Raw genomic sequence first — 26,824 nt, forward strand, 5'->3', positions numbered from 1 at the left:
CCATGAACCCCGACGTTTTTCACCTCGCCCAGGACGCTGCTCCAGAGGGCGCGGGCAACCCGATCCTCAACATTGTCGTCTTCGGTCTGTTCATCGTGATCACCATGGGGATCGTGACAAAGGCCGGCAAGACCACTTCCGAGGCATCCGACTTCTACACCGGCGGCGCACAGTTCTCCGGTACTCAAAACGGTCTGGCCATCGCCGGCGACTACCTCTCTGCCGCGTCCTTCCTCGGCATTGTCGGCGCGATTGCTTTGAGCGGTTACGACGGCTTCTTGTACTCCATCGGCTTCTTCGTCGCATGGTTGGTCGCCCTGCTGCTGGTTGCCGAGCCGCTGCGCAACGTCGGCCGCTTCACCATGGCTGACGTGCTGTCCTTCCGCCTGCGTCAGAAGCCGGTTCGTGTGGCAGCTGCCTTCGGCACCCTGTTCGTGTCGCTGTTCTACCTCATCGCCCAGATGGCCGGTGCCGGCTCGCTGGTCTCGGTGCTGCTGAACCTGCACAGCTTCAGTGCGCAGGCCATCTGCGTCGCCATCGTCGGCGTCATCATGATCGCCTACGTCCTCATCGGCGGTATGAAGGGCACCACCTACGTGCAGATGATCAAGGCCGTCCTTCTGGTCGGCGCCGTGGCCATCATGACGATCCTCTGCTTCGTTGCCGTCAAGGGCGGCATGAACGCGCTGTTCGACCGCGCCATCGACATGCACGCCGGTTCCGAGTACATCAAGGAACAAGGCTACGAAGCATCAGAGATTCTCGCACCGGGTCTGAAATATGGCGGTTCCGTGACCAGCCAGCTCGACTTCATCTCTCTGGGTCTCTCGCTGGTCCTGGGTACCGCTGGCCTGCCGCACGTGCTCATGCGCTTCTATACCGTCCCGACGGCCACCGAAGCACGTAAGTCCGTGACCTGGGCCATCGTCCTCATTGGCTCGTTCTACCTAATGACCCTCGTCCTCGGTTACGCCGCCGGTGCCCTCGTCGGCCCGGACAACATCAACGCTGCGCCCGGTAAGGCGAACTCCGCGGCGCCGCTGCTGGCCTTCGAGCTCGGTGGCTCCATCTTCATGGCGGTCGTCTCCGCCGTCGCGTTCGCGACAGTGCTCGCGGTCGTCGCCGGCCTGGCCATTACGGCATCTGCGTCTGTCGCGCACGACATTTACGACGCCGTGCTTCGCGACGGCCAAGCCTCCGAAGAAGAGCAGGTCCGCGTCTCCCGCATCACCGTGGTCGTCATCGGTATCGTCGCCATCGTCCTGGGCATCCTGGCCATGAAGCAGAACGTGGCCTTCCTGGTCTCCCTAGCATTCGCGATCGCCGCTTCGGCGAACCTGCCGACCATTCTGTTCTCCCTGTACTGGAAGCGCTTCAACACCACCGGTGCTGTTGCCTCCATGTACACCGGTCTGGTCGTCGCGCTGGTGCTCATCTTCTTCTCCCCGGCAGTATCCGGGGCAGAGACCGCAATGTTCGCTAACGCAGACTGGGCATGGTTCCCGCTGACCAGCCCGGGCATTGTCTCCATCCCGGCGGCCTTCCTGGCCGGCATCATCGGCACCTTCGTGGGCAAGCCGGACAACCTGGATGAACTCCAGGCTGAGATGGAAGTCCGCTCGCTGACCGGTGTTGGTGTGGAGGCCCCGGTCGACCACTAGAGCGTTCGCCGGCACGCGTTCACTAGCGAAAAGAAGAGAGGCTGCCCCGTCGTGGGGCAGCCTCTCCGCGTTGCCGGATCCGGGCCAGATTTAGATTGCATCCTTGCCACGTCACGCGAAAACGACCTGGGGTTTTGACGCTGGAAGAAGGTGCCGATGTCATCTATATCTTGGCGGTCCTGCGGCGTCGCCCGCCGCGGCCTAGTTGATGAACTGCTTGGCGAAGTTCACCGCGTTCTCAATATCCTGCGGTTTGACGTTCTGCGCGAAACGCTGCGCCTCCGAGGACATGCCCTGCGGAGTCGGATCGGAGGAGAAGTCTGGCAGGGACGAGTTATCCGGGATGCCCGGAATGCCCTGTGCTGGCTGAGGTACGGGGGCAGGCTTCGCAGGAGCCGGAGCTGGTGCGCGGTTGTTGTTCGCTGCGACCGGTTGCCATTGGCCCCAGTCGGCGGCGTAGACGTTGTTGATGTCGCAGAGGTGGCCGTCGATATGCGTTTGCCACTTGGCTTTCTGGTGAATGGTCGCCCGCGGGTGGAGCTTTCCGCCGGAGCCCCAGTCGTGCTGCCAGTAGTAGGTGCCGATGCCATCTTTGATGCACCACTCAATGGTGTTGTAGTTGCCGTAGACACCGGTGCGCAGGCCCGCCGTGGCAAGTGCTGCCTGGAACGCACGCAGGTACGGGCGGATCTGGTTCTCGTACTGAGCGCGGGAGGGATTGTCATCAATGGCGACGTAGATGGGCTTGTTGTTCGGGCCGCCCGCCGCACGGTGCAGGTTGATGGCCTGCGGAGCGTGGGTGGCTGCAGCGCCCGCGCCGCCGAGCCAGTCAGCGGTCTCTGCACGACCGAACTGGTAGACCGAGGCGGTCCACAGCCCGTTGGCGGCGAAGTCGCGGGTCTCCTTCAATGAGACCGGCTTGCCCAGCATCCAGTCGGCGCCGGGGCGGCGCTGGGACACGTAGCGCACCGCGCCCAAATGGCCGGCCGCACGCACAGAGCGTCCCGACGGAACACCAGCGGCGTAGTCCACCACCGTTCCTACAGGGCGGCGGCCCTGGGCGTCGGCGGACGGGAGGCGGGAGACTCCGGCGGCGCCGAGCAGGGCGAGGGCGGATGCTCGGCTCAGGAAGCGGCGGCGGGAGAAATCGTTAGTAGTCACAATCAAAACATTAGCAACATGAATAACAAGTAGCCAGCGCAAACGTCGAAGCCTCAATTTTCCACTTGTTTTCTAGTCTGGAAAGTGTCATGCTTTCTTATGTGGAAAACAAGGGAGATGCAATGAATGTGACAGAGGTGAATAAATCGCTCGCGGCCGTCCGCGATATTGAGGCGCGCGCCGCGCAGGTGCCGATCCCGTGGGGCATGGTGACTGCCGCGGGGCTGACCTTCGGTCTCGGTGTCGGCATCATGGTGGCCGGATACGTGTGGGGACTGCTTGTCTTTCTCGTTTCGCTAGTTCTCATGATCGTGCTTGATTTTGGCAGCAAGCGGACTGTCCGCACAGCAATGAAGCAGGACGTGCAGTCGGAAGAGAACACATGGAGCTGGAAGCGCTTCTTCACGTTCATCGTGCTCTACACGATCGCGTATATCGGGATGCAGGTCTATGCCGACCATTACCCGGACGGAAACACGGCGGTCGGCATCGTCGTGGGAATCATTGCCGCCGCAGCGATGATTGCGGGTTACGGCCTGACGTGGAGGAAATACCATTGATCGACCCAGTTATTCATCCCCTCAACCGGCTGAAGATCTGCGCGGCACTGCGCGCTGGAGGTGCGACGGAGGGCACGACGCGCCGCGAAATGAAGTTCTCGCGGCTGCGGGATATCACTGATCTGTCGGACGCGACTTTGTCCAAGCAGCTCAGTGTCTTAGAGGAGCACGGCTACGTCTCCAGGTTCCGCGAATACGGGTCAACCCGTGCGAAGGACACCGTGTGGGTGACACTCACCAAGGCAGGGGAAAAGGCCCTCGAAGGCCACCTCGACGCACTCAACCGATACGCTGAGCCGCATGACAACTCTGACTAGGACTCCGCAGGAGCTTGAGCAAGCGCTTATCGACGCCCCCGGGGTCTCCCTCGTACCCACCATGGGTGCGCTGCACAGCGGCCATATCTCGCTCGTCCGGGAGGCTCAGAAGCTGGGCAACCCCGTGGTGGTGAGCATCTTCGTCAACCCCCTGCAGTTCGCGCCGGGGGAGGACCTGGACGCGTACCCGCGCACGCTCGAGGAGGACATCGCGAAGCTCGAGGCGGAAGGCGTTGACGCGGTTTTCGCGCCGAGCGTATCGACGATGTACCCCCACGGTCCCCGCACCACGATCCACCCGGGGCCGCTCGGATCGGTGCTGGAAGGAACAACCCGCCCGACGCATTTCGCTGGTGTGCTCACTGTGGTGGCCAAACTGTTCTGTCTCACCGGTGCCAGCGACGCGTTCTTCGGTGAGAAGGACTACCAGCAGCTGGCTCTCATCCGCCAGATGGTCGAAGACCTGCACCTGCCGGTGCGCGTGCACGGCTGCCCAATCATCCGCGAGGACAGCGGACTGGCATTGTCGTCGCGCAACCGCTACCTGAGCGAGGACGAGCACCGCACTGCGCTGACGTTGTCGCGCGCCCTGGCGGCGGGCAGCTATGACGGGGCCCTGGCGGTTCTCGAGTCCGCCGACGACGTCGACCTCGACTACCTCGCCGTGGCCACGCCGGAACTGGAAGAACTGCCCGATGGTTACACCGGCCCCGCACGCCTGCTCGTCGCCGCCAAGGTGGGGCAGACCCGCCTCATCGACAACGCTGAAATTCAGAGGTCTAGGCGCTAAAAGGTGTGTTCGTCCGCGGGGAATTCGCCCTCGTGGACGGCGCGCTTGTAATCTGCCGCGGCTGCGCCGAGCGCCTCGCCGACCGCACCGAACTGGCGCACGAAACGCGCGCGGTGGCCGCGTGCTGGGAAATCGGCCAAATCGTGCCAGACCAGCACTTGCGCATCCGTGTCCGGGCCAGCGCCGATGCCGATGGTGGGAACGGGGCAATTGGCGGTGATCTCCTCGGCCAGCTCAGCCGGGACCATCTCGAAAACGACCATGTCCGCGCCCGCTTCGACGACCGCGTTGGTGTCGGCCCAGAGCTGGTCGGCGCTGTCATCGCGGCCCTGGACCTTGAAGCCGCTCAAATTGTCCACGGACTGAGGGGTGAAGCCCACATGGGCGCACACTGCGAGACCGGCGTCCTTGAGCGCCTTGATGCGCGGCGCGATGCGGACACCGCCCTCGAGTTTGACCATGTGGGCGCCGCTGCGGCGGATCATCTCGGTGGCGGTGCGCACGGCTTGCTCGTCGGAAGCTTCATAGCTGCCGAAGGGGAGGTCGGCCACAACGAGCGCGTTACCGGCGCCGCGCACGACGGCTGCGGCTAGGTAGGTCATCTCGTTGACCGAGACTTGGTTGGTGGTCTCGTAGCCGTAGACGACATTGGCGGCGGAGTCGCCGACGAGCATGCATTCGATGCCGGCTTCCGCGAAGACGCGGGCGGTGGAGTAGTCGTAGGCGGTGAGCATCGCCCACTTCTCGCCGTCGAGCTTCTTCTGCCTCAGGTCCGCGACCCGAGCTTTCTTGGTGGGGGCCAGGTATCCAGTCATGCAGACAGTCTAGGCACGCGCCGAGGTGATGGCGTCGATAACGTCGGGATCCGCGTCTTCCACATTCACCGCGATGGGGCCCATCGGGCCGGCGTCGGTCGGTGTTTCGTGGCGGGGGAGACGCAGTACTGGGCAGACGATCGGCACGCCGGCGTCGTTGATGATGCGGGCGGAAATGCCGTAAACGCGCTCGAGAAGCTCGGGGGTGAGCACTTCTGCCGGGGTGCCCTTGGCGATGGCGTGCCCGTCCTTGATCACCAGTAGCTCGTCGCAGAAGCGGGCCGCCAGGTTCAGGTCGTGGAGCGCCACGAGCGCCTGGCGGTCGTCGCCGCGGACCTCGTCCTGGATGATCTGCAGCAGTTCCACCTGGTGGCGCAGGTCGAGGGCGGAGGTGGGCTCGTCGAGAAGCATGATGCGCGGTGAGCGCACGAGCATCTGCGCGACGGCGACGAGCTGGCGCTGGCCGCCGGACATGTCGGAAATCATGCGGTCGGACAGCTTCGTGATACCCAGGCGGTGCATGACCGCCGCCGTGTTCTCCAGTGCGTTGTTGGTGCCTTCGCCGCGGCGTCGCGCGGAGACCATGACGGACTCGAAAGCGGTGAGTGTTGCGCGCGAGAGCATGTCCTGCGGCACGTAGCCGACGGCTTGGACGCGCTCCTTGGCGCTCAACGTGCGGCCGTCAACGACGATGTCCGCGCTGCCCTCGGACGGCTTGTTGATGCCGGCGAGCGTTTTCACGAGCGTCGATTTGCCGGCGCCGTTCGGGCCGATGAGGCCGGTGATCTTGCCGTCGTCGAGCGGGCCGAACGTCATGTCGTCGATGATCGTCGTCCGGCCGTACCGCACGGTGAGATTTGTTGCGCTGATGGCCATGGGGGCTTAAGCACTCCTTCCACGCGAGCGGGTGAAGATCAGGAACACGAAGAACGGTACGCCGACGAGCGAGGTAATGATTCCCAGTGGAATGGCCACGCCGGGAATGATCGAGAGCGACACTGCGTACGCGAGGCTCATGAGCATGGCGCCGGCAGCGGTCGCGCCGGGGAGGAAGAATTTCTGGTCTTCGCCGACGATCATGCGTGCGATGTGCGGGCCGACCAGGCCGATGAAACCGATGATGCCGGTGAACGCCACAGACGCGGACGCCAGCAGCGAAGCGACGATCAGGGTGGTCACGCGCAGGCGCTGCACGTTGATGCCGAGCGCCGCCGCACGGTCGTCGCCAAGCCGCAGCGCGGTGAGCCGCCACGAGTTGACCACACAGAAGGGGATCGCCAGAGCGAGCACGACGGCGATCACGATATTCGCCGTCCACGACGCGCGCTGCATCGAGCCCATCGTCCAGAACACGATCTGCTGGAGCGCCTCATTGGAAGCCACGTATTGCAGCAGGGAGAGCACCGCCTGGAAGAAGAAGGACAGGGCGATGCCGAGCAGAATCATCGATTCCGCGTTCGCACCGCGCCAGATCGCCGCGCCCGCGATGATCAGCACCGCGAAGAGAGCGGAGAGCGCCGCGGTGAGCGCGAGGTTGAGCTGCGCGTTCAGGATGAGCGTCCAGCCCATCACGATGGACACCGCCGCGCCGAGAGCAGCCGCGGCTGAGATGCCGAGGGTGAACGGCTCCGCCAACGGGTTGTCCAGGATCGTCTGCATTTGCGCGCCGGACAGCCCCAACGACGCGCCGACGAGCACCGCCATCACCGCCGCCGGGAGGCGGAGAGTGCGCACGACGGTCTCAGTCTGCTGGTCGACGGAATCGGGGTCAAAGACGGCGCGGAAGACGTCGCTAAGCGAAAGATCGATGGGCCCAACGACAACCGCGACGAGGAAGCTCGCGATCGCACCGAGGATCAGGAGAGCAATTGCGATTGCTTTACGACGGCCGCGGCGACGGTAACTTTCAATCCCACGGTCCGGCGAATCCTTCTCTTGCTCGGTGTCGGGCGCTACGCGTGTGGTCATTGAGCTCTTTTCTTATCGCTTATTTGGCTTCGTATCCGTCGAGGAAGAAGGTGCCGCTGTAATCGATCGGCATCCACTCGGCGTGGAAGTCCTCGAAGTCCTTCGCCGGGTCCAGGTCCCCGAATTCCTCCGGGTGGAGCCACTTGGCGAATGCCTCGAGAGCGAACACGTTGTACGGGCTGTCGTAGAACTGATGGTAGACGGCGAAGAAATCGCCCTCCTTAGGGGCCGTCAGTTGTTCCATACCCGGGCCGTGGAGCGGGCCGCCGAAGGACTCGCGTGCCGCTGCCTCGTCGGCCTGGTAGCCCAGCTCGACATGGCTGAACGCGTCGGTCTTCTGCGGGTCGGGCGCCCACTCGCCGCCGGAAACGACGAGCTTGTCCGGGTTGACCTCGACGAGCTTCTCCGGGGTGATCTCCGTTTCATCGGTGCCCAGAATCTCCGGGCCGACATTGTGGCCTCCCGCCGCATCGACGAGCTTGCCCAGGTTGGCGTCGCCCGCGATGGCGCAGCAGTCCTTGAAGCCGGCTGCCATCCACACAACGGTCTTGGGCTTCTCCGTCGTTGTGTCGACGCGCTCGGTGATATCGCTGACTTTCTCGGACCAGAACTTGTTGTAGCTTGCCGCGCGGTCGGACTTGCCGAAGAGATCGCCGAAGAGCTTCATGGACACCTCGGTGTTATTCAGCGGATCCTGGCGGAAGTCGGTGAAGACGTACTTCAGGCCGACCGCGTCCATGTCGGTGAGGAAGCCGTTCTGCTCGGCGACCGTCTTCTGGTCCAGCGTCATGACAACGACATCCGGCTTCTGTGCCAGGAGGTTCTCCACGGTCACATCGCCCTTCTGCAGGGAACCGATCTGCGGCAGCTCCTTGGCCTCCGGGAACTTCTCCAGGATCTTGTCGCGCATGGCCGGCGCCGCCTTTTCAAAGTCGTCGCCGTATGCCACGACCTTCTCAAACGGATTGTCCTGCAAGATAGAGGTGGCGAAGATGCCGCGGCCTTCAGCCAGCAGGATGCGCTCCGGCTGCTTGTCGAAATCGACCGTGCGGCCCGCCGCGTCGGTGACGGTCAGAACTGCCTCGCCGTTTTTCTCGTCCCCGTTGGAACCTGCGGCGTCACTGCCGCTGGAATCGGAGGCGCAGCCGGCGAGACCGAGCACTGCGATGAACGAAAACAGCAGCGCTGCGAGTGTGCGTGGAAACTTCACGATCCACCTTTCGATATAAGTAAGCCTATGCTTAGTTTCGGGTAACCCTTAAAAGGCTAAGGCATGCCTAATTAGAAAACAAGATTGTGCCCTAATGCGGATTTCAGGGTGAGATCCTCGGCCAATGCGGTTCCCTGCACCTACCATTGGGCGCATGATGCCTAGGAGCCTGTCCCCATCTCGCACGCTGAAAGCTCTCGGAGCCGCCGCACTGCTCATGTCTGTTGCTGGTTGCAGTTCAAGCGACGAGACTGCCCAGCAGCAGGAGCGCCAGGCAGACGGCATTAGCGCCAAGAGCGAGCAAGCATGAACGTCGATAACTTCACGATGGCGGACCTTGATATCGACAGCTTCACACTCATAGCTGAGGCATCGGATATTGCCGACTACCGAATCTTCGATGACGGGGTGGATAAGGATAAGTGCAGCTCGTACACCTACGAGGCGCACGGAGTAACTCAAGAAATCACACAGAAAGAGCTCCCATTCAACGCCGATGCCGAGAAGGGCGCTGCGACGCTCCAGCATTCAGTCTTCGATGACGGAATGGAGTTCCCGCTGTACAGCTTGGCTGCTGTTAAGAACGGAGCCTTCATTTCCATCGCTTTGAAAGACGACTCTGAAGAGTCCATCCAAGCCGCCAACGAGACACTCGACCAGGTACTGGCGAGACTGTAGTTTTTCGCGGCCGGTCAAAGGCAATCCGGGCCGCTTCTTTCGTGGCGAGAAGTCGGTGCGGTAACGTAGCTTCTCGTTGCCTCAGTAGCTCAGTGGATAGAGCACGGCTCTCCTAAAGCCGGTGTCGGAAGTTCGATTCTTCTCTGGGGCGCAACTTTTCTGGGGGGTTTCGGTTAACTTTTCCGTTCAATTCAGGAAACTCCTTCCAGGTTAAACCCAGTTTTCGAAATTGGGTAACTTTTGAAGAAACTATCTCCGACAACGCGAAAACCGGCCGGTTTTTCAGCCTCAAAGGGCTTTGCCGGCCGGTTTTTGCTTAGAAAGTCGGTGTCGTTCCACGACCTGTAGGCCACTCAGCGTGAAGGCCTTGAAATTCAAGGTCTTAGCCGGTGGCCTTTTGGCTTATGCCGCCTTCGGTGGCGCGTTGTCGCCCAACTTCCACTGCTCAATGTCGTTAGCGTCAGGCTGGCGGCCGCCCCGCGGCGGTGGCGGAGTCGGCTTCTGGCCCGTGTGTGGACGCGACCAGGCAGCAGCGTCGAGCATGGCGAGGTTTACGCCTACCGCGGCCATGGCCATGCACAGCATTTGCGCTGCCCAGCCACGCATAAGACGGGTCGTCACGTCGCCGGCGCCCTGGTAGGAGCCGTTCTTGAGCATGGCGTTGCGCGACTCAATGGTGTTGCGGCGGCCGTACTCTTTACGCCACTCGGCGGTCATAAAAGCCGGACCGTGTTGAAGGAACTTCGCACCGTCCTCGGCGGTGTTCTTCAGCGTCACGGTGCGCTGTTGACACACCTTGGGGCATGCGGCCTTCGAGGGCACCTCGGAGTCGGTCAGCTCGTCTTTTTGGAAGCCGGCCTTCTTCTTGCCTTCCTCGGCAGGCGGGACCAGCGGACAGGTAATTTCCGCGCCCTCTGCGCGGGCAGGACAGCCCAGGCGCACGTCGCCCTTCTTGTTCGGCTTCGCGCCATAACGGGCGAGCGCGAGACGCTTGCGAGCCTGAAGCAGGTTTGAGAACTGCTGGTCGGTCAGTTGGCCCTTTTCCCAAGCGGTATACGGGTCGAGCAGGCGCGGCATGTTGAGAATTGCAGGACAGTACGCAGTACCGTCCACAATGGGCGCACCAGACGTCGTAGTAGTCTGCACACCACGGGTGTCACGGCGCATGTCAGCGACGAACCCGTAGCCCAGTTTGCGCATAGGCATTTGAAACTTCACCGGGTTCTGGCCCGGAGAGTAGAGACGGTCAGCAATGAAGTGTCGGCGCGGGAGTTCCGGGCGGTCGGTCAAGTTCTTCAGCGACTCGAAGACGCGCTGCGAGGGCGCTACAGCCGGCACCCCGCCAGTCACGCCAAGAATGAGTCCAGGCGCGCCACCCGGTTCGGCAAAACCCTCACCGCACATGGCGACGACGGTGGCCTCAAGACCCCAAGTGTGCGTCGCGGTCTTCTTCGTGTTCTCGCCGTCGTGGTCGCCTTCCTTGGCGTGCCAGCCGAGCGTCGGAGTCGAAGCGACAAGACGGTGCTTATTCGCCTTACCGGCGAGCATATCCTTCTTGCTTGGGTTGCCGTTTTTCGACACCGGAATAATGGTGCCGTCAACGGCAATGTCGCCGTTCCACTTGGCGAAGGCCTCGGGGTCCATGAGTTCCACAGTCGCCCACACAAGGCGGTTGGTGAGCTCGACGCCACGGGCCTTTCGCTCCTCGACGCGGGCGAGGACTTCCTTCTTGCCCTTCTCTTCGTCGTAGTACGCAATGAAGGGCACCCACTCCTCGACGGTGTAGCGCTTCTTCTTGCTCACTTCCGGGAAGGGCTCAATGGTCGCGCGAACGCGGTCGAGGCAGGCAGCAATGCGCTTGTACCAGGTCATGTAGGTGTCGAAATGCGCCTTCGGGTCGGCTTCGTCCCAGTCGAATGGGGTGAGCCCCAGAAGTTCCCAGCCCTTGCCCTCTAAGCCGAAGGCGACGGCCTTTGCCATGTGGGCAATGAGCTGTGGCGACTGCGTGACTGCCTGGTAGGTCCACAGCGTCAGCGCCGCGCGGGTGTCCACCTCAGGCGGGCGGCCGCCCTTGTCGGTTTTCAGCCCGTCAGCGACGCGCCAGGAGTCCACGAGACCAACCGCGCCGGAGGTGTCAACAATGCGCTGGGCCAACTGCAAATTGGCGTAGGACACGCGGCGCTCCTCCACCAGGCGAATGTTGTGGCGGTGGCCTTTCTTCGCGGGTGCGTATTTGCGTGTGCGAAGTCCCTTCGACATTGTTGCCACCTCCTTTTCAAGTGGTCTGTTTTTGGCAATAGAAAACTCACCCTGGGTCACGACCAGGTGTTTTATGGGGTTAAAAGTTTGTGTGGAAAGCGCCTACGCGCTGCCGTGAATAAGCGTCAGCCCTCGCTTCGGCGTCTCGTGCAACGTCCCGGACAGCAGGCTTCTCGCCTCGCGCGCCGAAACGTGTGTCGGTTCGACCAAGAACTGCCGGTAGTGCTGCAAGTCGGAAAGCCCCGCGGCCTCGATGACGGCGGTCTCCGGCACGCCCTTTTTGATCTGGTTGACAAGCCAGGTTGTCCGTGCCCGTGCCATGTCGAGCACCGTGCCCCGGTGCGGAGAGCGTTTCGTAAACGTCGCAACGGTGCCCGAGTCGGCGGTCGTCCGAAGTGGTCGAAACAGCCACTCCGTCGTGCTTGCTGCATTCTCGACGGCCTGGGCGACAACACCTGTCCACTCGCGCTCGACAGGCACGAACCGTTTGTCCGCCCCTCGGTAGCCCCACGGGTAGACGACGGTGCCTTCTGCGTCGGTCTCCACGTCGCCGGCCGTGAGGTTTGCGACCTCGCCGGAGCGAAGCCCTGCGCCAAGTGTGAGTGCGAGCAGCAGGTTCGCCTGCTGGCGGCGAGACTCGGTGTGCTCAGCGTCAGCCCAGGTCTTTACGCCAAGCACTTCTGCTTCGGTGTACGGTGCGGCCTTCGACTCGTTGCCGTACTCGGGACGCTGACGCGGTCCGTCGAAGTTCGGGTTGACCTGCTTGGCAATGCGGCGCAGCGTCGCCCGTGACGTGCCACGGACGTGCGTTGCCGCGGTGTCGAGCTCCTGGTGGCAAAATGCATTGATAGCACCCTCGCTGAACACGGCTGCAACGCTGACGTCTCGCCCAGCGTTGAACACATGCACTGCGAGACGGGTCACGAGTCGAAGGGCGTTTCGGCACTGGTCAGCCGACCAGTCAGCACTGGCGACAGCAGCGACGTGCTCGCGCACAAACGGTGCGACAACGTCCCATTCGTGGGGTTCGACAACTTTCGGGGTGTAGGCCGCAATGACCTGGTGGACGTCCTTGCGGGTGGTTGTGGTGGTCATATTCGTTTGTCCTTGTCCGCCCACACACAAGGTGGTGGTGGCGTGGGCTACTCCTATGGTGGAAAGAGTTAGCCCCAGTGTGTGCAAATTTGCACACGACGTCAAGGTCCACAGCGTGCAAACATGCACACGAATACGGCGTGTTCCCGAATGTTCTGCCTGGACAAACACCGCAATTTCGCAGGTCAACATGTCTACCATCCACGACGTTCCGTACCGGGGTTCGGTCCGCGGGCAAAGTCAGTAAGACGACCCTCTTCGGGGGCAGGCAGTTTGCTCGAAATTGAGCGGGGTGCCTGCTTTGGGCGGTGCGCGTCGAGGTCGGCGACGGCGGTCTGTGGCTCTGGTGTCTCGGTTTCACGCTCCGGTTCGGCCTCGTCCGTGTTGTTGCTGGCCGTGCCGGGAAGCGTCACGACCACTGCGTCGGAGACCGGGGCGGAACCGGTGCCTTCCTCCACGTCAGCCACAGGTGCGGCCTCAGACAACCGCAGCGCCGGCCAGTCACGAAGCGGGTCTGCCAACACGTCGAGCCTGTCGGCAAGCGTGTCGGGTGTGGCCGGGTCAAGACGCGCGGTTTTCTCAAGGCGACGAAAGTTGATGAGGTCAGTGCCCACCGCGGCCGCCGCAGTCTCGCGCGGTAAGTGGCGCACCACCGAGCGCACCCACGTCGCACGCAACCTGTCGAGTTCGACCCTGAACGAACGGTTTAGGTTCAACCGTTTCGTAATTTCTCGAACGTCGCTCTCTGCGCCACCGAGCAGCAACTCGTCGGGCTCACGCTCTTGCACCACTTCCCACACACTTCGAGCCAGTGCCGCCGCCACAGGAATGGCGGGCGCCGCGCCCTCAGCGACACGATGCGGCACAGCAACCCACACCACGCCGTTCGCGTCGAGCGTCACGTCACGAGCTTTCACGAGAGCGACTTCTGGGCCAATGCCGGCACCCAGGCCAAGACCGACAATGACCGCCGCACGCTCGCGACGAAGCGTGGTGGACTGTGAAACGACCCAGTGGTGCAGGCGCTGCCAGTCGTTCGGCTCGTACGGCTGTGCCGGCGGCTTTTCGATGTCCCGTCGGTGGTACAACGACAACTCCTGGCCGTTGATTGCCTCGCGCAGGAGCCGGTAGAGGTAGCCGTCGCGAGTGACCGAGTTCCTCGACTCCAAACCCGCAAGCACTGCGTTCACGTTCGCTTCACTAAGCACCGTGTCAACGGCGAGCACACGCCCGGAGTTGAACGCCCTCGCGGAGGCTCGGGTCAGCACACGCAGTACACCACGCACGTCAACGCTCGACTTCGCGTCCGCAACGAATGCCTTTGACCCGGTTGCCGACTCGACAGTAGCCTTCTTCGCAGTCTCACGGACGAAATGAGCAATGTGTTCCCAAGCGCCGTCGTCGGTGCCTTGAGGGGCGTAGTTTTCAATACGGCGCACAACTTCTTCGCGCTGCTGGTTGGTGAGCGTCATGCTGCACCGCCTCGGGTCACGAAGCGGAACTCGTAACGGGTGAACGAGACGGGGTGCGCGGCGGAAATGGGCGTGACACCGAAGCCAGTACCCCCATTGCTTGTTTGCGCTTCGGTTCGCACTACCCACGCGGTAGCGTGGCAGGTATGGCCCAGTTCCCACCACCCAGGCGCGCATACGAGACGTGGCCCGACGTGGACGTCGAGACGGTGCCAGAGGTCTACCGCAAAGCCTGGGCATTGCGGGACAACCTCGTGAAAACGGTCGAGTACTACGTTGCCGAAGGCTGGGCGAAAAACCGGTCGGACTTCGCCCGCAGGTGCGGGTTGCACCCCTCGGTGCTCTCGCGCTGGGTCACAGGTGACGTGTGGCCGTCTGCCGACACTGTCGCCGCCGTCGAGGCCGCGGTCCACATGCCAATGTGGCCGTACCAGAAGGCTCCGTCGAGGCGAGGCCTGAAGTCCAAGGGCGGGTACGACTACCCGTAAGCCGTGCGGGTGTGTGCTGGTGAAAGTTTCGTTGTTTCGCATAGCTAAAACGCTCGCACACTCGCAAAAGTACACCCCCTGGCAGGCGCAAGTCGTTCCGATTCGATGTGTCGACGCGGGTGGCCGGAACGACGTCGACAGGAGTGGCGGACGTGTGTGCATGTTTGCACGCTCGGATGACCCCGTCCGGGGGTATTTGATTGACCTATTCCGGGGGTAACTGGCGATTTTGGCCGACTCCGGGGAACTCAACAAAAATAGCGGCTTCGGCGCACTGAACGTCTCGGAGACGGCTTCAATCGAACATGGGGTACGCAAGGCGTTTGGTAGAGTGAGTTTTGGGCCGATACCGCACGGGTTTCTTGCAATTCCAGGGGAACTGTATATTGCTTACGGCGTGACCCCCCTAGTCCGGCATGAGGCCGTCCTCCCGGAGTGAGCGAACGTGGCGCTTCATCGTGGCCTCCGAGAGGCCCGTCTCGCGCATAATCTCCCGGCGCTTGGGTATCTTCCCGGTGTCGGCGAAGGCCTCGCCGATGAACAGTTGCACCCGTGCGCGCGTGGTCTGCCCCTGCATCTTCTTGCGCCGGTGTGTTTTCTTCATCGTGGCGCGCTGTCGTTGGGCGTAGTCGCCCTCGGGGTCGGTCTCCCATCGCTGTGCGGCCTTCTGCCCGCCTCTACGGCCCATCGTGGCCAATGCCTTACGTTCGGACGTTGTGGCCCTCCCAGCTACGGGCTCAGCTACCGCGATCTGGAAGAAATGATGACCGAACGCGGCGTACCGGTCGATCACAGCACCATCTACCGCTGGGTCCAGAAATATGCTCCTGAGCTGGACAAGCAGACCCGGTGGTACCGACAAGTCCCGGATTGGCAGGCCCGGTCCTGGCGGGTGGACGAGACCTATATCCGGGTCGGGGGAAAGTGGTGCTACCTCTATCGGGCCATCACCGCGGGCGGGCATACCCTGGATTTTTACCTGTCCCCAAAGCGTAACGTCGCCGCAGCGAAGCGTTTCCTGGCCAAGACCCTGAGGTCGAACACGATAACCGGGTTCCCGCGGGTGATCAACACCGATAAAGCACCCTCCCTGGCCAGGGCAATCGCCGAGTTGAAGTCAGAGGGAATCTGCCCGCAGACCGTGGAACACCGGCAGGTGAAATACCTCAATAACGTCATTGAAGGAGATCATGGGCGACTGAAACGGATCCTCGGACCGAAGGGAGCGTTCAAAAACCGAATTTCCGCCTACCGGACGTTGAAAGGGATGGAAGCGATGCACTCATTACGGAAAGGCCAGGGCGCGATGTTTGCCTACGGGCAACCGAACCCGGATGCGGTGATCGTCAGCCGGGTGTTCGAGGCTGCCTGAGAACGCCGACCCGCAGCGAGCATCAGAGGATGAAGACTGGGACGTCACGGCTCTCCACCTGAAGTTTGCAACAGCACCGTGTGATCGACTGGCACACCCCGCTCGGTCATCATCTCTTCGAGATCGCGGTAGCTCACGCCGTAGCGGCAGTACCACCGCACCGCCCACAGGATGATGTCACGGGGGAAATGCCGACCGGAGAAGATGCCAATGGCCGTGATTATTTCACGTCAATCTTCCTACTGCCCCAACTTTGCAACAGCACCCTGCCGTGTACCGCATCAGTTCCGCTGCTTCACGGTCACCACGCCAGGCCCCAGGCCTGGCCTCGTGCAACCGGATCAGCAGGGCACGCAAGCCCTCTGGCGTCTCGAACCCGTGGCGCGGCGAGCCATCCGGGGCTGGGGCATCGTCGCCTGTCGTGGGTGGGGTGTGTTCGGTCACGGTGGCACCTCCCGTGAAGGAGGTGCGCCACCGGAACCCACGCCAGAACGCGCACCATCGCATCCCTACAAAGGCGACCCGTCAGCAGACGCGCCGCTCACCCTGCGCCGCGCATAGAGCTGTTGATGCGGATACGCGTTGTGCGTCGATACGGGCGACTGATGTGCGCCGGGGATTACACCCCGGTACGGCTGGCCGAGCACTTGGGCGTCAAATGGACGAGGGCACCCGGCGCTCAGTCACACTTCGAGTTGCTGGCGGTAGGGAAGTCCTGGCTGCTCCGTTGACTCCACTGCGCACAACCTGGATGGAGTAGACACTCTGTGAGCACCTCGACCCGCACCAGCTGGAATAGCTCGACACATGCGTATTGCCCTACGTCGTGAGGACGACTTTGCCGAGTAGACCGCCTACCTCGGCGCTTCTATGTGCCTGCTCGATCAGAGCAAGCGGGTACTGTTCGGCGACGCGCAGTGTGAGCTTGCCCGAGTCCACAAGGTCAGAGAGTTGTCGGAGCCGTTGCGAGTCGTGCTGGACGTAGTTATGCACCGCGATCACTGCACGTTGTTCAAGAGTTTCGGGGATGGTGTCGTCGCTGATGGTGACGAGCCTGCCTCCCTCGCGCAGCAGGTGAGGGTGGTCGAAGATGCCTGCGGTATCGAAGATTGCATCGAACGCACTCATGCTCGTCGGGTTCGAGTGCGCGGATGCGGCCCCGAGTTCGAGGACTGCCGCCTCGTGTTCCGGACGTGAGACCAGCCCCGCAATCGTGAACCCTGCGCGTGCGGCGAGCTGCACCGCCATGCCACCGACACCGCCTGCGGCACCTGTGATAAGCAGCCGCTCACCGTCTTTGAGGTCGAGCCGTTGCAGCGCTTGGTCGGCGGTCAACGCAGCAAGCGGTAAGGTCGCCGCCGTTGGCAGATCGACGGACTCCGGCGCAGGCGCGAGGAACTGGGCGGGGATCGTGACGTACTGCTGCCAGCTTCCCGACCCGTCCGGCCGGGGTGGGTGCATGGCAATGACCCGATCGCCCGGCGACCAGCCCGACTCGATGGGCGCGGTAATGACGATGCCCGCCAATTCCCAGCCGAGCACCGCCGGGAAGCGGCCAGCCTGTTGCGGTGTGCCAGGCGTGCGGGTCTTCACGTCAACCGGGTTGATCGTGGAGGCGATCACTGCGACCAGAGCTTCGCCCGTGCCGGGTTCCGGGATCGGCGCGTCCTGGACGGTCAGGACTTCGGGGCCGCCGTAGCTGGTGATGGGTGCGATCTTCATGCGTGTGTCTCCTCGGTCGCGGAATCAGTGGGGGTCGTGTCAGGTCGTGGCTTAGCGCGGAGTGCAACGGTCGCGAGGATCAGGCCGAGGATGGCGAAACCGGCCCCGCCGAAGCCGCCCCATTGCAAGAGCCCTGCGGCGACACCGACGCCGCCGAGGGCGGAGCCGATCGCGATGGCGAGGTTGTACGCGCCGACGTTGACCGCCAGCGACAGGGTTGGCGCGGCTCCCGCGTGGCGGAGGACGAGCGACTGCAAGGGGGCGATTGTCGCGGTGGAGAGCAAGCCCAGGATCAGCACGAGTCCGATCATCGGCACCCGGTATCCCGCGAGCAGTGGGAACGCGGCCAGTGTGACGACGAGGGCGAGGAACACCCCGACGAGTGTCTTGCCGAGCGAGAGGTCGGCGAGGCGACCGGCGATGAGGTTCCCGATGAAGCCGCCGATGCCGTATGCGAGCAGCAGTGCGGGGATCACTCCTGCTGCGATGCCGGTCACGTCGGTCAGCAGCGGCACGAGGTAGGTGAAGACCACGCTGACTCCGGCGAAACCGATCACCGTGGTCGCCACGGCCAGGAGTACCGGGCCGCGCAGCAGGGCGCGGATCTCATCGCGCACGCCGGTGGTCGGCGCGGGAGTGCGAGGCATCGTCCATACGAGCAGCAGGGTGCCGAGGATCGCGGCGGCGGCGATCACCGCGAACGGGAGCCTCCAGTTCGTGCCGCCACCCAGGAATGCCCCGAGGGGCACGCCCAGCACGGTAGCGACCGTGAGCCCGGAGGTGACGATCGCGATCGCCCGGCCCTGTTTCTCCGCTCCGAGCAGGGCGGTCGCAGTCGTGAGACTGATGGCGAATAGCGTGGCCTGGCTGCACGCGGAGACCACGCGGCCGACGATGATCCACGCTAACGATGGCGCGAGAACGGTCAGCACCGTGCCCGCGATGAACAGCACCCCGAGCCCGATGGCGAGCCCCTTGCGCGGCAGCTTCGCGGTCAGCACGGTCACGATCGGCCCGCCGATGGCAACACCGAGCGCGTAGGCGGTCACGGTCTGGCCCGCTGCTGCGATGGAGACCGAGACATCGGCCGCGAGCTGCGGGAGGACTCCCGCGACGAGGTATTCGGCGCTGGCGGTGCAGAACACCAGCAGCACAAACCCCGCCAGCGCGAGGCCAGGACGTACAGGATGGGAGTGGACAGAGGTTTCGGTTCTGGTCATGTTCATTTCGTGCGGGCTCAGAGGCTGGAGCCGCCGGTGGCGTCGATCGTCTGCCCGGTGACCCAGCGCCCGCGATCGCTGGCGAGGAAACTGATGATGTCGGCGACGTCCTTGGGGGTGCCGATCCTGCCGAACGCGGAGACCTGCGCGGCGCCGTCGCGGGCGAGCGCTGCTGCGGTGGCAGCGCCGATGCCTCGGTATGCGCCGGTGATGAGAGCTGTGGATCGGGTCATGATTCCTCCGTAGTGATTGTTACGTAATCGGGCTTAGGGTATCATAGCAGTCACTATGGAAACCATGCGCAAGGCAGGACGCCCACGGACGTTCGACCCAGAGCAGGCACTCCACCGTGCCCTCATGGTGTTCTGGGAACGGGGCTACGAGGGTGCGAGCATGACCGCGTTACAGGAGGCGACCGGGCTGACAGCACCGCAGCTCTACCGGGCGTTCGACTCCAAGGAACGCCTCTTCAAACGTGCGGTGCGGCTCTACCAGGAGGAGTACGGCTTCGGCATCCGACCGGACATCCCCCTCGCCGACGCTGTCATCGAGTACCTCGACCGAGCCGCCCGCGAGTTCACGACCGAGCCCGGCCTTGGATGCCTGGTGTCAACCGGGCTGCTCGCCACGGGGCAGGACGCCGAGGCCGCCGCAGCAATCTGCCGAGCAGAACGAGACCAAGCCCTCACCGGCCTCCGCCAGCGCATGACCGACGCCATCGCTGACGGTGAACTCCCTGAGACGACCGATGTCACAGGACTCGCTCGCACTATCGGAGCCCTGATTCAGGGCATGTCCGTCCAGGCCAGAGACGGGGCCGCATACGAAGACCTGGCACACCTCGTCACCGTTGCACGGACGCTGCTCGCCACATCCAAGGGAACGTCAAAGCCTTAGCGCCCAGGCACCACCACGAGCCGCGTTTCTCCACTCCGTCCGTCTGACAGCCGCGCGCCCCACTGCAAGTACCCGCGTCGCAGACTCGCCTTACGAGTCTCCGACCTGCTGCGTCTCGCCCTTTCCACCTGCTGACGCCTAACTACTGGATGCACGTATGCCACGGCGGGGCCGTGGTGCGCACCTCCCTCATGAGACGACTCATGAGGAGGCCAGAATGAAGGGCGGGGTGATCTTGTTCCGCGGCTCTGGTGCTGCCGCGCGCCGCTATGTCGAGGCCGACCGCTCCCGCGCCGATAAGTACTACCTCGGCGCGGACGACGCCGTGGCCGAATACACGGTGCTCGATGCCAGCGGCGAGGTCACCGCCGCCCGTTCCCTGACAGCGGATGAGTACGAGGGCTGGGTGGACTGGATCAACCCGATCACGGGCGAGTCGATGGGTACCCCACGTGCGGCCGCTGAGGGGACGAACGGGTCGCCGTTGTTCGCGGAGATGACGATCAACGCCCCCCAAGAGGGTGCTGTTGCAAAGTTGGGGCAGTAGGAAGATTGACGTGAAATAATCACGGCCATGGGCATCTTCTCCGGTCGGCATTTCCCCCGTGACATCATCCTGTGGGCGGTGCGGTGGTACTGCCGCTACGGCGTGAGCTACCGCGATCTCGAAGAGATGATGACCGAGCGGGGTGTGCCAGTCGATCACACCACGATCTACCGCTGGGTGCAGAAATACGCCCCTGAGCTGGATAAGCACACTCGGTGGTACCGGCAGGTACCCGACTGGCAGGCCCGGTCCTGGCGGGTGGATGAGACCTATATTCGGGTCGGCGGCACGTGGTGCTATCTCTACCGGGCTATTACCGTCGGTGGGCAGACCCTGGACTTTTATCTCTCTCCGAAGCGCAATGTCGCGGCGGCCAAGCGTTTCCTGGCCAAGACCCTGCGATCGAATACGACAGCCGGGTCCCCGCGGGTCATCAACACCGACAAGGCACCAGCTCTGGCCAAGGCAATATTCGAGCTGAAGGCGGAGGGAATCTGCCCTCAGACGGTGGAGCACCGGCAGGTGAAATACCTGAACAACGTTCTCGAGGGAGATCATGGCCGGTTGAAACGAATCCTGGGACCGAAGGGGACGTTCAAAAATCGGACGTCTGCCTACCGGACGTTGAAAGGGATGGAAGCGATGCATTCATTACGGAAAGGCCAGGGCACGATGTTTGCTTATGGGCACCCCAATCCGGACGCGGTGATCGTCAACCGGGTCTTCGAGACGGCCTGAGAACGCCCACACGCAGCGGCCATCAGGAAATGAGAAACTGGGTCGTCTCGGCTCTCCGCCCAACTTTGCAACAGCACCCTCTCTTTTGCTGGAATAAGCGTATCGAACCGTCTCGGAAAACGAGTCGAGTGTCGCTTTTTAGCCTGGCAGAGTCGACGGGGTGTTCGAAAGAAAACGAGGCGCGTCGGGGTGCTCGCTACGCTTAACGTGTCGATTCCCGTTTCGAAGGAGGATGATGCTCGGCTACAGAAATTTTGCCCTGCTTGAACTGGACGTTAACCAAGGACACCAACGATTTGAGTTTGCTGACGATAGCGCACAGTCGGGTGCTATCACCTGCCCGGTGTGCGGAGCAGGAAAAACGGTCAACATCGCCTGGGCCACCGACAGGCGCGACTTCGTTGAAACCGGGTACCGCTGGATGGTCTGCCAAGATTGCTGCGGAGCTTCAATCAGCATTTTTCGGGAGGGTGGTGGCGAGGAGATCTACCCGCCGCGGACACAACAGCAACCTATCGACAACCTACCTGGCGACGTTGCAGAGATGTGGGAGGAAGCGAACCTCACATACTCTGTTGGCGCCTACACCAGCGCGGTGCTTATGTGCCGCAAGATAGTCTTCGCTGCTGCTGTTCGTTGCGGTCTACCAGAGAAAAACGACAGGGGCTGGGCACCAAAGTTCGAAGAGTGCGTGAATTTTTTGGTGAATGAGGGAATTCTCACTAAGCGCATCAAGGACAGTTGGGCTGACAGCATTCGACTCTGGGGCAATGCAGCCACTCACGAGCTGAAATCGGTGAGGCAATCTACCGCGTTGAAAGCCATCGAGTTTACCCAGATGATTCTTCGCATGGCCTTTGAGTTTGAGGGAAACGCAAACGCCGAAAACGAGTCTTGAGGGGTGGTCCCCCCGAAACGACACCCGCCCCGCTAACCGCTGCGCAACCCGTTCCGACCGGCGACAATAACCCCATGCCAGCCGCGAAAGAACTCACCCCGCGCCAACGCACCGTCCTGCAATGGGTCGTTGACGGGTGTCCCACCGACCCTGAGGTGCCTTCGACGTACAAAACCACCGCCCGCACACTTGAAGGCCATGAGCTCGTCAAGGTCAAAGGCCACGGCAAGACCTGGCAAGCAACAGCCACCGAGCGCGGCAAGCGGGTGCTGGCAGGGAAAGAACCGCTCCGGAGACCGAAACGAAAACGCGGTACGGCACCCGGGGCGGTGGTCGCCTCGCCGATTTATGCTCCACCAGAGCCACCACCTGCGAGCGAAGTAGCACTGGACGCGCGGGTGACCGACTTGCTCGAAGACTTGGTCGCCTCTCAGCGTGGGTGGGTTGTCAGGCGCGTAGAAAACCGCGACGTGGCACGAGCCGACTGGGACCCCGTCGAAAAGTGGGTCAAAGGACCGCGGAAAGACCTTGTCCCAGACGGCAAAGAGTTCATGCTCGAATGGCGCTCCGACTCGTGGCACTTCGACTCTCCCGTGACGGTGACCGCTGCGTTGCTCGACACGGACGAGTGGGTGTCACCAGACCCAGGACCTGTCCTGCGGGGAGAAGTTGAGGTTCGCAAATTCCACCCGGCTATCAACCGGCTTCTGCGAACCTCTAAGTGGTACAGCGCAGAGACGAAGCAGCGTGCGAAGTTGCTCCTGCATGTCGTTGTTGCCGAGGCACAAGCCCGCGGGTGGAGCGTGACGGCACACGACACCGAGGACTACAAGGGCAAGAAGGTGCTGGAGAAAGTCACGCTCGACACCGACCACCGCTCATATGAAGTGTGGGCCAGCGAGCGCGAAAACAACGTCGAGCGGCCGCCGACGAAGAAGGAGGTCAAAGCCTACGAGGACTCGCTGCGCTGGTCGTACAACAAGGGCAAAGAAATGCCGAAGTACTACGTCAAAGAAGGCACAGGCCTGGTGTCTCTCACTGTCGGTTTCACCAGGCGTAACGACACCCCTGCGAAGCCGACGCGGCTAAATTCGGTGCTCGGAGACTTCTTTGCTGACGTCCACCGCAGAGAGCAGTGGTACGCAGTGGTGGAAGAGCGAGATCGACTTGAGGCTGAGCGCCGGCAGCGCCGACTCGACAAGGCAACGGAGCTCGCCCGTGTCCACCACCGGGAAGGTGAGCGTCACAAGGTACTTCTCAGGCGCGTTGAGGTCTGGAAAGAGCGGCGGGAAATTGAGGAGTACCTCGACGCGCTCGAAGGCGTTCCAGAGGCCGAAGAGTGGCTCAACTGGTGCAGGGAACGACTGACCAAGACCAGCGCTTTGGGCGAAACCGACTTGCCCATGGCCGTCCCCTTTGACGAGCACGAGAACCGTGGGCTGATTGCAGCGTTCGAGCAGCGGTTGCCAGAGGACGAGAGCCAGTGGTGAGACGCGGCTGTCGCAAGGCTGGGTTCCGGGGGCGGCAGTCGTTTCGGGAGTCGTGGCGGGGCTCGGTGCGGGAGGCCGCCAGGGGCTGGAAGTGGGGCGTTGGCCTGGAGGGGCGCGTCAATCGTGGCAGCGGAGTCCCGAATTGGGTCAAGGTGCGAACCCCCGCTGTAGCGGTTCGCCTCGTTCGACGACACAATGCCCGTCCATGACTGAACAACGACACGACAGTGACGGTGGTGTGCCTGGCTCGACGTGGCCGCAGGAGGCCGCGCCGGACACGTTCTACGCCAAGAAAATGCGCTCTCTTTCCGACCCGTACCCATACTCCGCGGTCCGAGTCGAGGCGCGAGACGGGGACTTTCGGCTTCTGTCCGCCCACTGGTCGGCAGAGCTAGCTCTCAAGGAGGTCGGCGAGCGTCTTGCCCGCGGTGAACAGGCCGCGGCGTACCTCGTGCGCTGGGACCGCATTGAGTCCGAGAGCGACCCGCGGTTGAAAGAGACGTCCTAACCTGCACCTAACTGCCTGCCCCTGGGTTAGTGGACGGCTTTTCGAGGTAAGGCAGGCTACTTTCTATGACCCACCACAACTCGAACGCAGCGCCACCACACCGCTGCACCGAAGAAAAGAAAACCACGACCCCACGCACAAACAAGGAGGTGTTGCTCTCGCTTGACGTGTTCTTCAACCGGGACGAGCTGGTCACAATGAACCGGTTCCTCCGCCGTCACGCCGACAGCGTCCGCGTTGTCGGAGCTGACGGTGAGCACGTTCACCTCGACGTGTTCCAGGCAATGAAGTTTCTGACCACGCTGGTCAAATACTCCGACCAGGACAACGGCATGATCACGCTGGAGGCCGACGCAAACCCGCGCCACCTGACGTACTACGAACGGGACAACCTCGTGGCCGCCGACCAGTTCGACCCGAAAGAGCTGGAGGCAGGCGACGCGCCGAAAGAGGACGCGCCCCGCGAGCTCCTGGACGCAATGTTCTGCCAGGACACCTGGGAAGTCTGGACCGCAGAAGCCATAGACTTCCTGGCTCGTTGCAACGACTTTGAGGAGGCTCGTCGCATTACCCAGTCGTTCCGGGACGAGGGTGTGCCGGCGCAGTTGAGTAGGACAATTCGTACGGTCTACCCCGTGTAGAAATGCAGAGAGAAACCCGCCACGGTGAGCGAAGGGTCACCGTGGCGGGTTTCGACAGACCGACCCTGTCGGTGACCGCCAGCGATTAGAACATGTAGTCGATACTTCCGTACCCGCGTCGAGCCCGTCGCTACCCTCGGTGTTGTCCCCTCTCCAAAACACCACAGCCAAGGAGCACACAATGTCTTTCCCCGCCCCCGGCACCATTATTCGGGACTGGCTGAACGAGCGTGCCGAAGCAGGCGTTGTCCGCGCCAAGGTCGTCACCGACGTCGCCTACAGCGACGGGGTGCTGACGGTGACAATCGAGCCGGAGAAGTTCGTTGACTTGAGCGCCTGGAACTCGCTGAACGAGGGCTACTCCGACTCGCTCGGCGACTTCTACGCCACGGAACTCGGTTGGACGAATAAGCAGTCCGTCTACCTGCGCGAAATGGTCACCGAATTGCGCGTCGTGACGGCAGACGGCTCGGTGCTCGAAACGGTGGACACTGCCGCCTACCAGCGGAAGAAGAACCCGCAGTTCTAGTAGTCTGACACGGACAGGCGTTTAAGCTTTACTGCTTTCTCCACACCGGAAGCTGCTCAACTCCTGCCTGGTTCAAGCAGTCCCGCACCAGCGACCTCGCGGTGTCAATGAGCGGAGCGTTCGCGGTAACACTTACCTCCGCCTCCACCGGGCTAAAGGACTCTAACGGCAGTGGGTCTTCAGAGAAGTACCTCGGATCTTTCGGCTGCCACAACACCAGCGGCTTGTCTTGGTCCCACTCGACGTTGCAACGCACGGTGTAGTCGGTGTTGCCGGTGACACCTCCGTAGTGGCGAATGAGTGCCAAGAGGTCACCCACCAAGCACGCAAACGCATGCGTGGGCACTATCTGGTCCCCCGTCGAGAACGTCTCCCTGTCCAGCCGCGACAGGACGGTGACAACCCCGTTTTCGTGCAGCTCGACATACGCGAGCAATTCTTGCGTGTCGTACTGCTTTCCCGAAAACGTCCAACACTTCAAACCCCTGCGGTAATTCGAGGCAGTCGCCGGAGACACCGCCCCGTTGTATTCCAGGCGCAGCGGGTCGTCATAAGCGGCAAACCTTGCCATAATCGCGTCACGCTCAGTAACGTCGTCCTTTCTTGCCGGGTACGTCGGCACCGCAACACCGACACCCCAAAAGCCGTCACTAGACCGCTTCGCGGCCACCTTGCTATACACCTCGTCTACTTCACGGGACGAGGCTTCTTCCCGTTGAAACCGCAGCCTGTACAGGTTCGAAATCTCAGGCTCACTCAACCACTCTGAGTGACTCCCGTTACGAGTCGGCGCAGCGAGCACCGTGGCGTTTTTCTTTTCGGCGAAGTACATATGCGGCACTTGCTGACTCGCCGGCACCACGACGACGAATGCTTCGTGTTCGGGGTGTTCGACCCGGTGGAACTCCACACCCCGCAGCGGCGGCGAAATGTAGGCGGTGGCAACGGTCAAATACGACTGTTCCAGTCCAGAGGAGTACTCGCCGGCACTGACCCTTTTACCGGCGTGGTCTTTCATGTCGGGAAGCTCACCCACGCCGTAGACAATGACCCCACCACCGCTGTTCGCCATAGCGCACAGGTCTTTCTTCACGTCGCTCTCAGGCCGAGTCGGCTTGCTGTCGATCTTCTCTTTGAAGTCGAGGTCTTGCCGCTCCGCAGTGCGCTCCTCGACCAGTCGGTCGAGCATCTCGTTTGTGAATTCGTCGGTGGGCGCAATTCCAAGGGCGGAGTGCAAAGCGGTGAACATAGGTGTCATTGTACGAAGCGGTTTCGGCGGTTCTGGCTCACATACAACGGTCACGCAGCACGTTCAACGTCCCCGCTCCGTACCCCGCTTCCGTGTCGGCAACCGCTCCGGCTAACGTGTCGGACTCCGAAGCGTGAGGACGTGCCCGAAACGGCACCCGGGTCGAAAACCGCAACGACGCCCGAAGCGAACCCCAGCGGGCACCGAGACGGGCCTCGGGGCGGTGGACGCGACGCGCCCCGTAACGACTCGCCCGCCCGGTCCGGCAAACGAGACGGGGCTCGGGTCGGGAGTCCGCGGGAAAAGCGGTGAGCGGGACGTCTGATGGGCTACAGCGAACCAGTCGCAGGGTTGGCGGCACGGGTTTTCGTGGCGGGGTTTTTCGGGGCGGGGGTCGGTTCGGTTGTCGAGGCGGTGGGCGGCGCGAGGGTCGGTACGGGTTTCGCTTCGAGACTCGGGACGTGAAGCGTCCTGGTTTTCGTTCCGCTTATTGAACGCCCAACGGCTGGGCGTGTGATTGTTGATAGTAGGCGTCTTCC

Annotated in this window: 28 protein-coding genes, 1 tRNA gene and 2 pseudogenes; 17 read left to right on the plus strand and 14 right to left on the minus strand. The window is 62.6% G+C overall.

Going from position 1 to position 26,824, the window contains the following annotated elements:
• Positions 1 to 2 precede the first annotated feature (2 nt).
• Positions 3 to 1,661, plus strand: a complete 1,659-nt coding sequence (locus KBX07_RS09845) for a cation acetate symporter (protein ID WP_005291434.1) — start codon at positions 3 to 5, stop codon at positions 1,659 to 1,661.
• Between the two features lie 201 nt (positions 1,662 to 1,862).
• On the opposite strand, the gene KBX07_RS09850 is transcribed toward KBX07_RS09845, so the two are convergent.
• Positions 1,863 to 2,828, minus strand: a complete 966-nt coding sequence (locus KBX07_RS09850; protein ID WP_005291433.1) for a DUF1906 domain-containing protein — start codon at positions 2,826 to 2,828, stop codon at positions 1,863 to 1,865.
• Between the two features lie 116 nt (positions 2,829 to 2,944).
• Here KBX07_RS09850 and KBX07_RS09855 point away from each other — a divergent pair, with 116 nt between their 5' ends.
• The 3 genes from KBX07_RS09855 to panC are packed head-to-tail and all read left to right on the plus strand — an operon-like array spanning position 2,945 to position 4,489.
• Positions 2,945 to 3,382: a hypothetical protein gene (locus KBX07_RS09855; RefSeq protein WP_040423812.1), complete on the plus strand. Its 438-nt coding sequence runs from the start codon at positions 2,945 to 2,947 to the stop codon at positions 3,380 to 3,382.
• Positions 3,379 to 3,699, plus strand: a complete 321-nt coding sequence (locus tag KBX07_RS09860; RefSeq protein WP_005291429.1) for a transcriptional regulator — start codon at positions 3,379 to 3,381, stop codon at positions 3,697 to 3,699. Before KBX07_RS09855 ends, KBX07_RS09860 begins: the two co-directional genes overlap by 4 nt.
• Positions 3,683 to 4,489, plus strand: coding sequence for a pantoate--beta-alanine ligase (panC, locus tag KBX07_RS09865; RefSeq protein ID WP_256023984.1), 807 nt, complete (start codon positions 3,683 to 3,685; stop codon positions 4,487 to 4,489). The genes KBX07_RS09860 and panC overlap by 17 nt, the downstream gene beginning before the upstream one ends.
• Here panC and panB read toward each other — a convergent pair.
• Genes panB through KBX07_RS09885 form a run of 4 tightly spaced genes read right to left on the minus strand, consistent with a single transcriptional unit; the run spans position 4,486 to position 8,482 of the window.
• Positions 4,486 to 5,304, minus strand: coding sequence for a 3-methyl-2-oxobutanoate hydroxymethyltransferase (gene panB / locus KBX07_RS09870; protein ID WP_256023985.1), 819 nt, complete (start codon positions 5,302 to 5,304; stop codon positions 4,486 to 4,488). The genes panC and panB overlap by 4 nt on opposite strands.
• A 9-nt stretch (positions 5,305 to 5,313) precedes the next feature.
• Positions 5,314 to 6,180 carry an ABC transporter ATP-binding protein gene (locus KBX07_RS09875; protein WP_005291420.1) on the minus strand — a complete coding sequence of 289 codons (867 nt, stop codon included), beginning with the start codon at positions 6,178 to 6,180 and terminating at the stop codon, positions 5,314 to 5,316.
• A gap of 6 nt (positions 6,181 to 6,186) precedes the next feature.
• On the minus strand, positions 6,187 to 7,272 hold the full coding sequence (locus KBX07_RS09880) for an iron ABC transporter permease (RefSeq protein WP_005291418.1): 1,086 nt from the start codon (positions 7,270 to 7,272) through the stop codon (positions 6,187 to 6,189).
• Positions 7,273 to 7,291: 19 nt separating this feature from the next.
• Positions 7,292 to 8,482: an ABC transporter substrate-binding protein gene (locus KBX07_RS09885; RefSeq protein WP_005291416.1), complete on the minus strand. Its 1,191-nt coding sequence runs from the start codon at positions 8,480 to 8,482 to the stop codon at positions 7,292 to 7,294.
• A 154-nt stretch (positions 8,483 to 8,636) separates the two neighbouring features.
• On the opposite strand from KBX07_RS09885, the gene KBX07_RS09890 reads away from it, so the two are divergent.
• From KBX07_RS09890 to KBX07_RS09900, 3 genes are all read left to right on the plus strand, one after another.
• Positions 8,637 to 8,792, plus strand: a complete 156-nt coding sequence (locus KBX07_RS09890) for a hypothetical protein (protein WP_005291414.1) — start codon at positions 8,637 to 8,639, stop codon at positions 8,790 to 8,792.
• Positions 8,789 to 9,160 (plus strand): hypothetical protein, encoded by a 372-nt coding sequence (locus KBX07_RS09895; protein WP_005291412.1) that lies wholly within the window; start codon positions 8,789 to 8,791, stop codon positions 9,158 to 9,160. Before KBX07_RS09890 ends, KBX07_RS09895 begins: the two co-directional genes overlap by 4 nt.
• A 78-nt stretch (positions 9,161 to 9,238) precedes the next feature.
• Positions 9,239 to 9,311, plus strand: a tRNA-Arg gene (locus KBX07_RS09900).
• A gap of 251 nt (positions 9,312 to 9,562) precedes the next feature.
• On the opposite strand, the gene KBX07_RS09905 is transcribed toward KBX07_RS09900, so the two are convergent.
• The 3 genes from KBX07_RS09905 to KBX07_RS09915 form a co-directional block, all read right to left on the minus strand.
• On the minus strand, positions 9,563 to 11,419 hold the full coding sequence (locus KBX07_RS09905; RefSeq protein WP_256023986.1) for a hypothetical protein: 1,857 nt from the start codon (positions 11,417 to 11,419) through the stop codon (positions 9,563 to 9,565).
• Positions 11,420 to 11,521: 102 nt separating this feature from the next.
• Complete coding sequence (locus KBX07_RS09910; protein ID WP_255996988.1) at positions 11,522 to 12,514, minus strand: site-specific integrase; 993 nt, start codon at positions 12,512 to 12,514, stop codon at positions 11,522 to 11,524.
• A gap of 194 nt (positions 12,515 to 12,708) precedes the next feature.
• Entirely contained in the window at positions 12,709 to 13,986 is a 1,278-nt protein-coding gene (locus KBX07_RS09915) for a hypothetical protein (protein ID WP_255996987.1), read from the minus strand.
• Between the two features lie 146 nt (positions 13,987 to 14,132).
• On the opposite strand from KBX07_RS09915, the gene KBX07_RS09920 reads away from it, so the two are divergent.
• Entirely contained in the window at positions 14,133 to 14,474 is a 342-nt protein-coding gene (locus KBX07_RS09920) for a helix-turn-helix transcriptional regulator (protein WP_255996986.1), read from the plus strand.
• 406 nt (positions 14,475 to 14,880) lie between these two features.
• On the opposite strand, the gene KBX07_RS09925 is transcribed toward KBX07_RS09920, so the two are convergent.
• Entirely contained in the window at positions 14,881 to 15,162 is a 282-nt protein-coding gene (locus KBX07_RS09925; protein ID WP_256023990.1) for a transcriptional regulator, read from the minus strand.
• Positions 15,163 to 15,204: 42 nt separating this feature from the next.
• On the opposite strand from KBX07_RS09925, the pseudogene KBX07_RS09930 reads away from it, so the two are divergent.
• Positions 15,205 to 15,846, plus strand: a pseudogene (locus KBX07_RS09930) (IS6-like element ISCef5 family transposase); the annotation flags it as partial.
• 71 nt (positions 15,847 to 15,917) lie between these two features.
• Here KBX07_RS09930 and KBX07_RS09935 read toward each other — a convergent pair.
• The 4 genes and pseudogenes from KBX07_RS09935 to KBX07_RS09950 all read right to left on the minus strand — a co-directional run.
• Positions 15,918 to 16,058, minus strand: a pseudogene (locus tag KBX07_RS09935) (IS6 family transposase); the annotation flags it as partial.
• 607 nt (positions 16,059 to 16,665) lie between these two features.
• Positions 16,666 to 17,568 (minus strand): NADP-dependent oxidoreductase, encoded by a 903-nt coding sequence (locus KBX07_RS09940; protein ID WP_255996985.1) that lies wholly within the window; start codon positions 17,566 to 17,568, stop codon positions 16,666 to 16,668.
• A complete protein-coding gene (locus KBX07_RS09945; RefSeq protein ID WP_255996984.1) occupies positions 17,565 to 18,788 on the minus strand; it encodes an MFS transporter in 1,224 nt (407 codons plus the stop codon). Before KBX07_RS09945 ends, KBX07_RS09940 begins: the two co-directional genes overlap by 4 nt.
• 17 nt (positions 18,789 to 18,805) lie before the next feature.
• Positions 18,806 to 19,021, minus strand: coding sequence for an SDR family oxidoreductase (locus KBX07_RS09950; RefSeq protein WP_255996983.1), 216 nt, complete (start codon positions 19,019 to 19,021; stop codon positions 18,806 to 18,808).
• Positions 19,022 to 19,085: 64 nt separating this feature from the next.
• Between KBX07_RS09950 and KBX07_RS09955 the strand changes: the two genes are divergently transcribed.
• The 8 genes from KBX07_RS09955 to KBX07_RS09990 all read left to right on the plus strand — a co-directional run bounded on the left by KBX07_RS09955 (position 19,086) and on the right by KBX07_RS09990 (position 25,036).
• On the plus strand, positions 19,086 to 19,685 hold the full coding sequence (locus KBX07_RS09955) for a TetR/AcrR family transcriptional regulator (RefSeq protein ID WP_095659492.1): 600 nt from the start codon (positions 19,086 to 19,088) through the stop codon (positions 19,683 to 19,685).
• A gap of 217 nt (positions 19,686 to 19,902) precedes the next feature.
• On the plus strand, positions 19,903 to 20,232 hold the full coding sequence (locus KBX07_RS09960; RefSeq protein ID WP_255996982.1) for a hypothetical protein: 330 nt from the start codon (positions 19,903 to 19,905) through the stop codon (positions 20,230 to 20,232).
• Between the two features lie 27 nt (positions 20,233 to 20,259).
• Positions 20,260 to 20,970, plus strand: coding sequence for an IS6 family transposase (locus KBX07_RS09965; protein WP_255996981.1), 711 nt, complete (start codon positions 20,260 to 20,262; stop codon positions 20,968 to 20,970).
• 232 nt (positions 20,971 to 21,202) lie between these two features.
• Positions 21,203 to 21,868: a DUF4145 domain-containing protein gene (locus tag KBX07_RS09970; RefSeq protein WP_256023987.1), complete on the plus strand. Its 666-nt coding sequence runs from the start codon at positions 21,203 to 21,205 to the stop codon at positions 21,866 to 21,868.
• A gap of 74 nt (positions 21,869 to 21,942) precedes the next feature.
• Positions 21,943 to 23,358, plus strand: coding sequence for a hypothetical protein (locus tag KBX07_RS09975; protein ID WP_255999051.1), 1,416 nt, complete (start codon positions 21,943 to 21,945; stop codon positions 23,356 to 23,358).
• 205 nt (positions 23,359 to 23,563) lie between these two features.
• Complete coding sequence (locus KBX07_RS09980; RefSeq protein ID WP_255999044.1) at positions 23,564 to 23,866, plus strand: hypothetical protein; 303 nt, start codon at positions 23,564 to 23,566, stop codon at positions 23,864 to 23,866.
• Positions 23,867 to 23,931: 65 nt separating this feature from the next.
• Positions 23,932 to 24,507 carry a hypothetical protein gene (locus KBX07_RS09985; protein WP_255999045.1) on the plus strand — a complete coding sequence of 192 codons (576 nt, stop codon included), beginning with the start codon at positions 23,932 to 23,934 and terminating at the stop codon, positions 24,505 to 24,507.
• Between the two features lie 181 nt (positions 24,508 to 24,688).
• On the plus strand, positions 24,689 to 25,036 hold the full coding sequence (locus KBX07_RS09990) for a proline racemase (RefSeq protein ID WP_255999046.1): 348 nt from the start codon (positions 24,689 to 24,691) through the stop codon (positions 25,034 to 25,036).
• A gap of 28 nt (positions 25,037 to 25,064) precedes the next feature.
• Here KBX07_RS09990 and KBX07_RS09995 read toward each other — a convergent pair whose 3' ends face one another.
• Positions 25,065 to 26,285, minus strand: coding sequence for a helix-turn-helix domain-containing protein (locus tag KBX07_RS09995; RefSeq protein WP_256023988.1), 1,221 nt, complete (start codon positions 26,283 to 26,285; stop codon positions 25,065 to 25,067).
• Between the last annotated feature and the right edge of the window lie 539 nt (positions 26,286 to 26,824).

Source organism: Corynebacterium sp. CCUG 70398 (genome assembly GCF_024454055.1).
Taxonomy (GTDB): domain Bacteria; phylum Actinomycetota; class Actinomycetes; order Mycobacteriales; family Mycobacteriaceae; genus Corynebacterium; species Corynebacterium genitalium.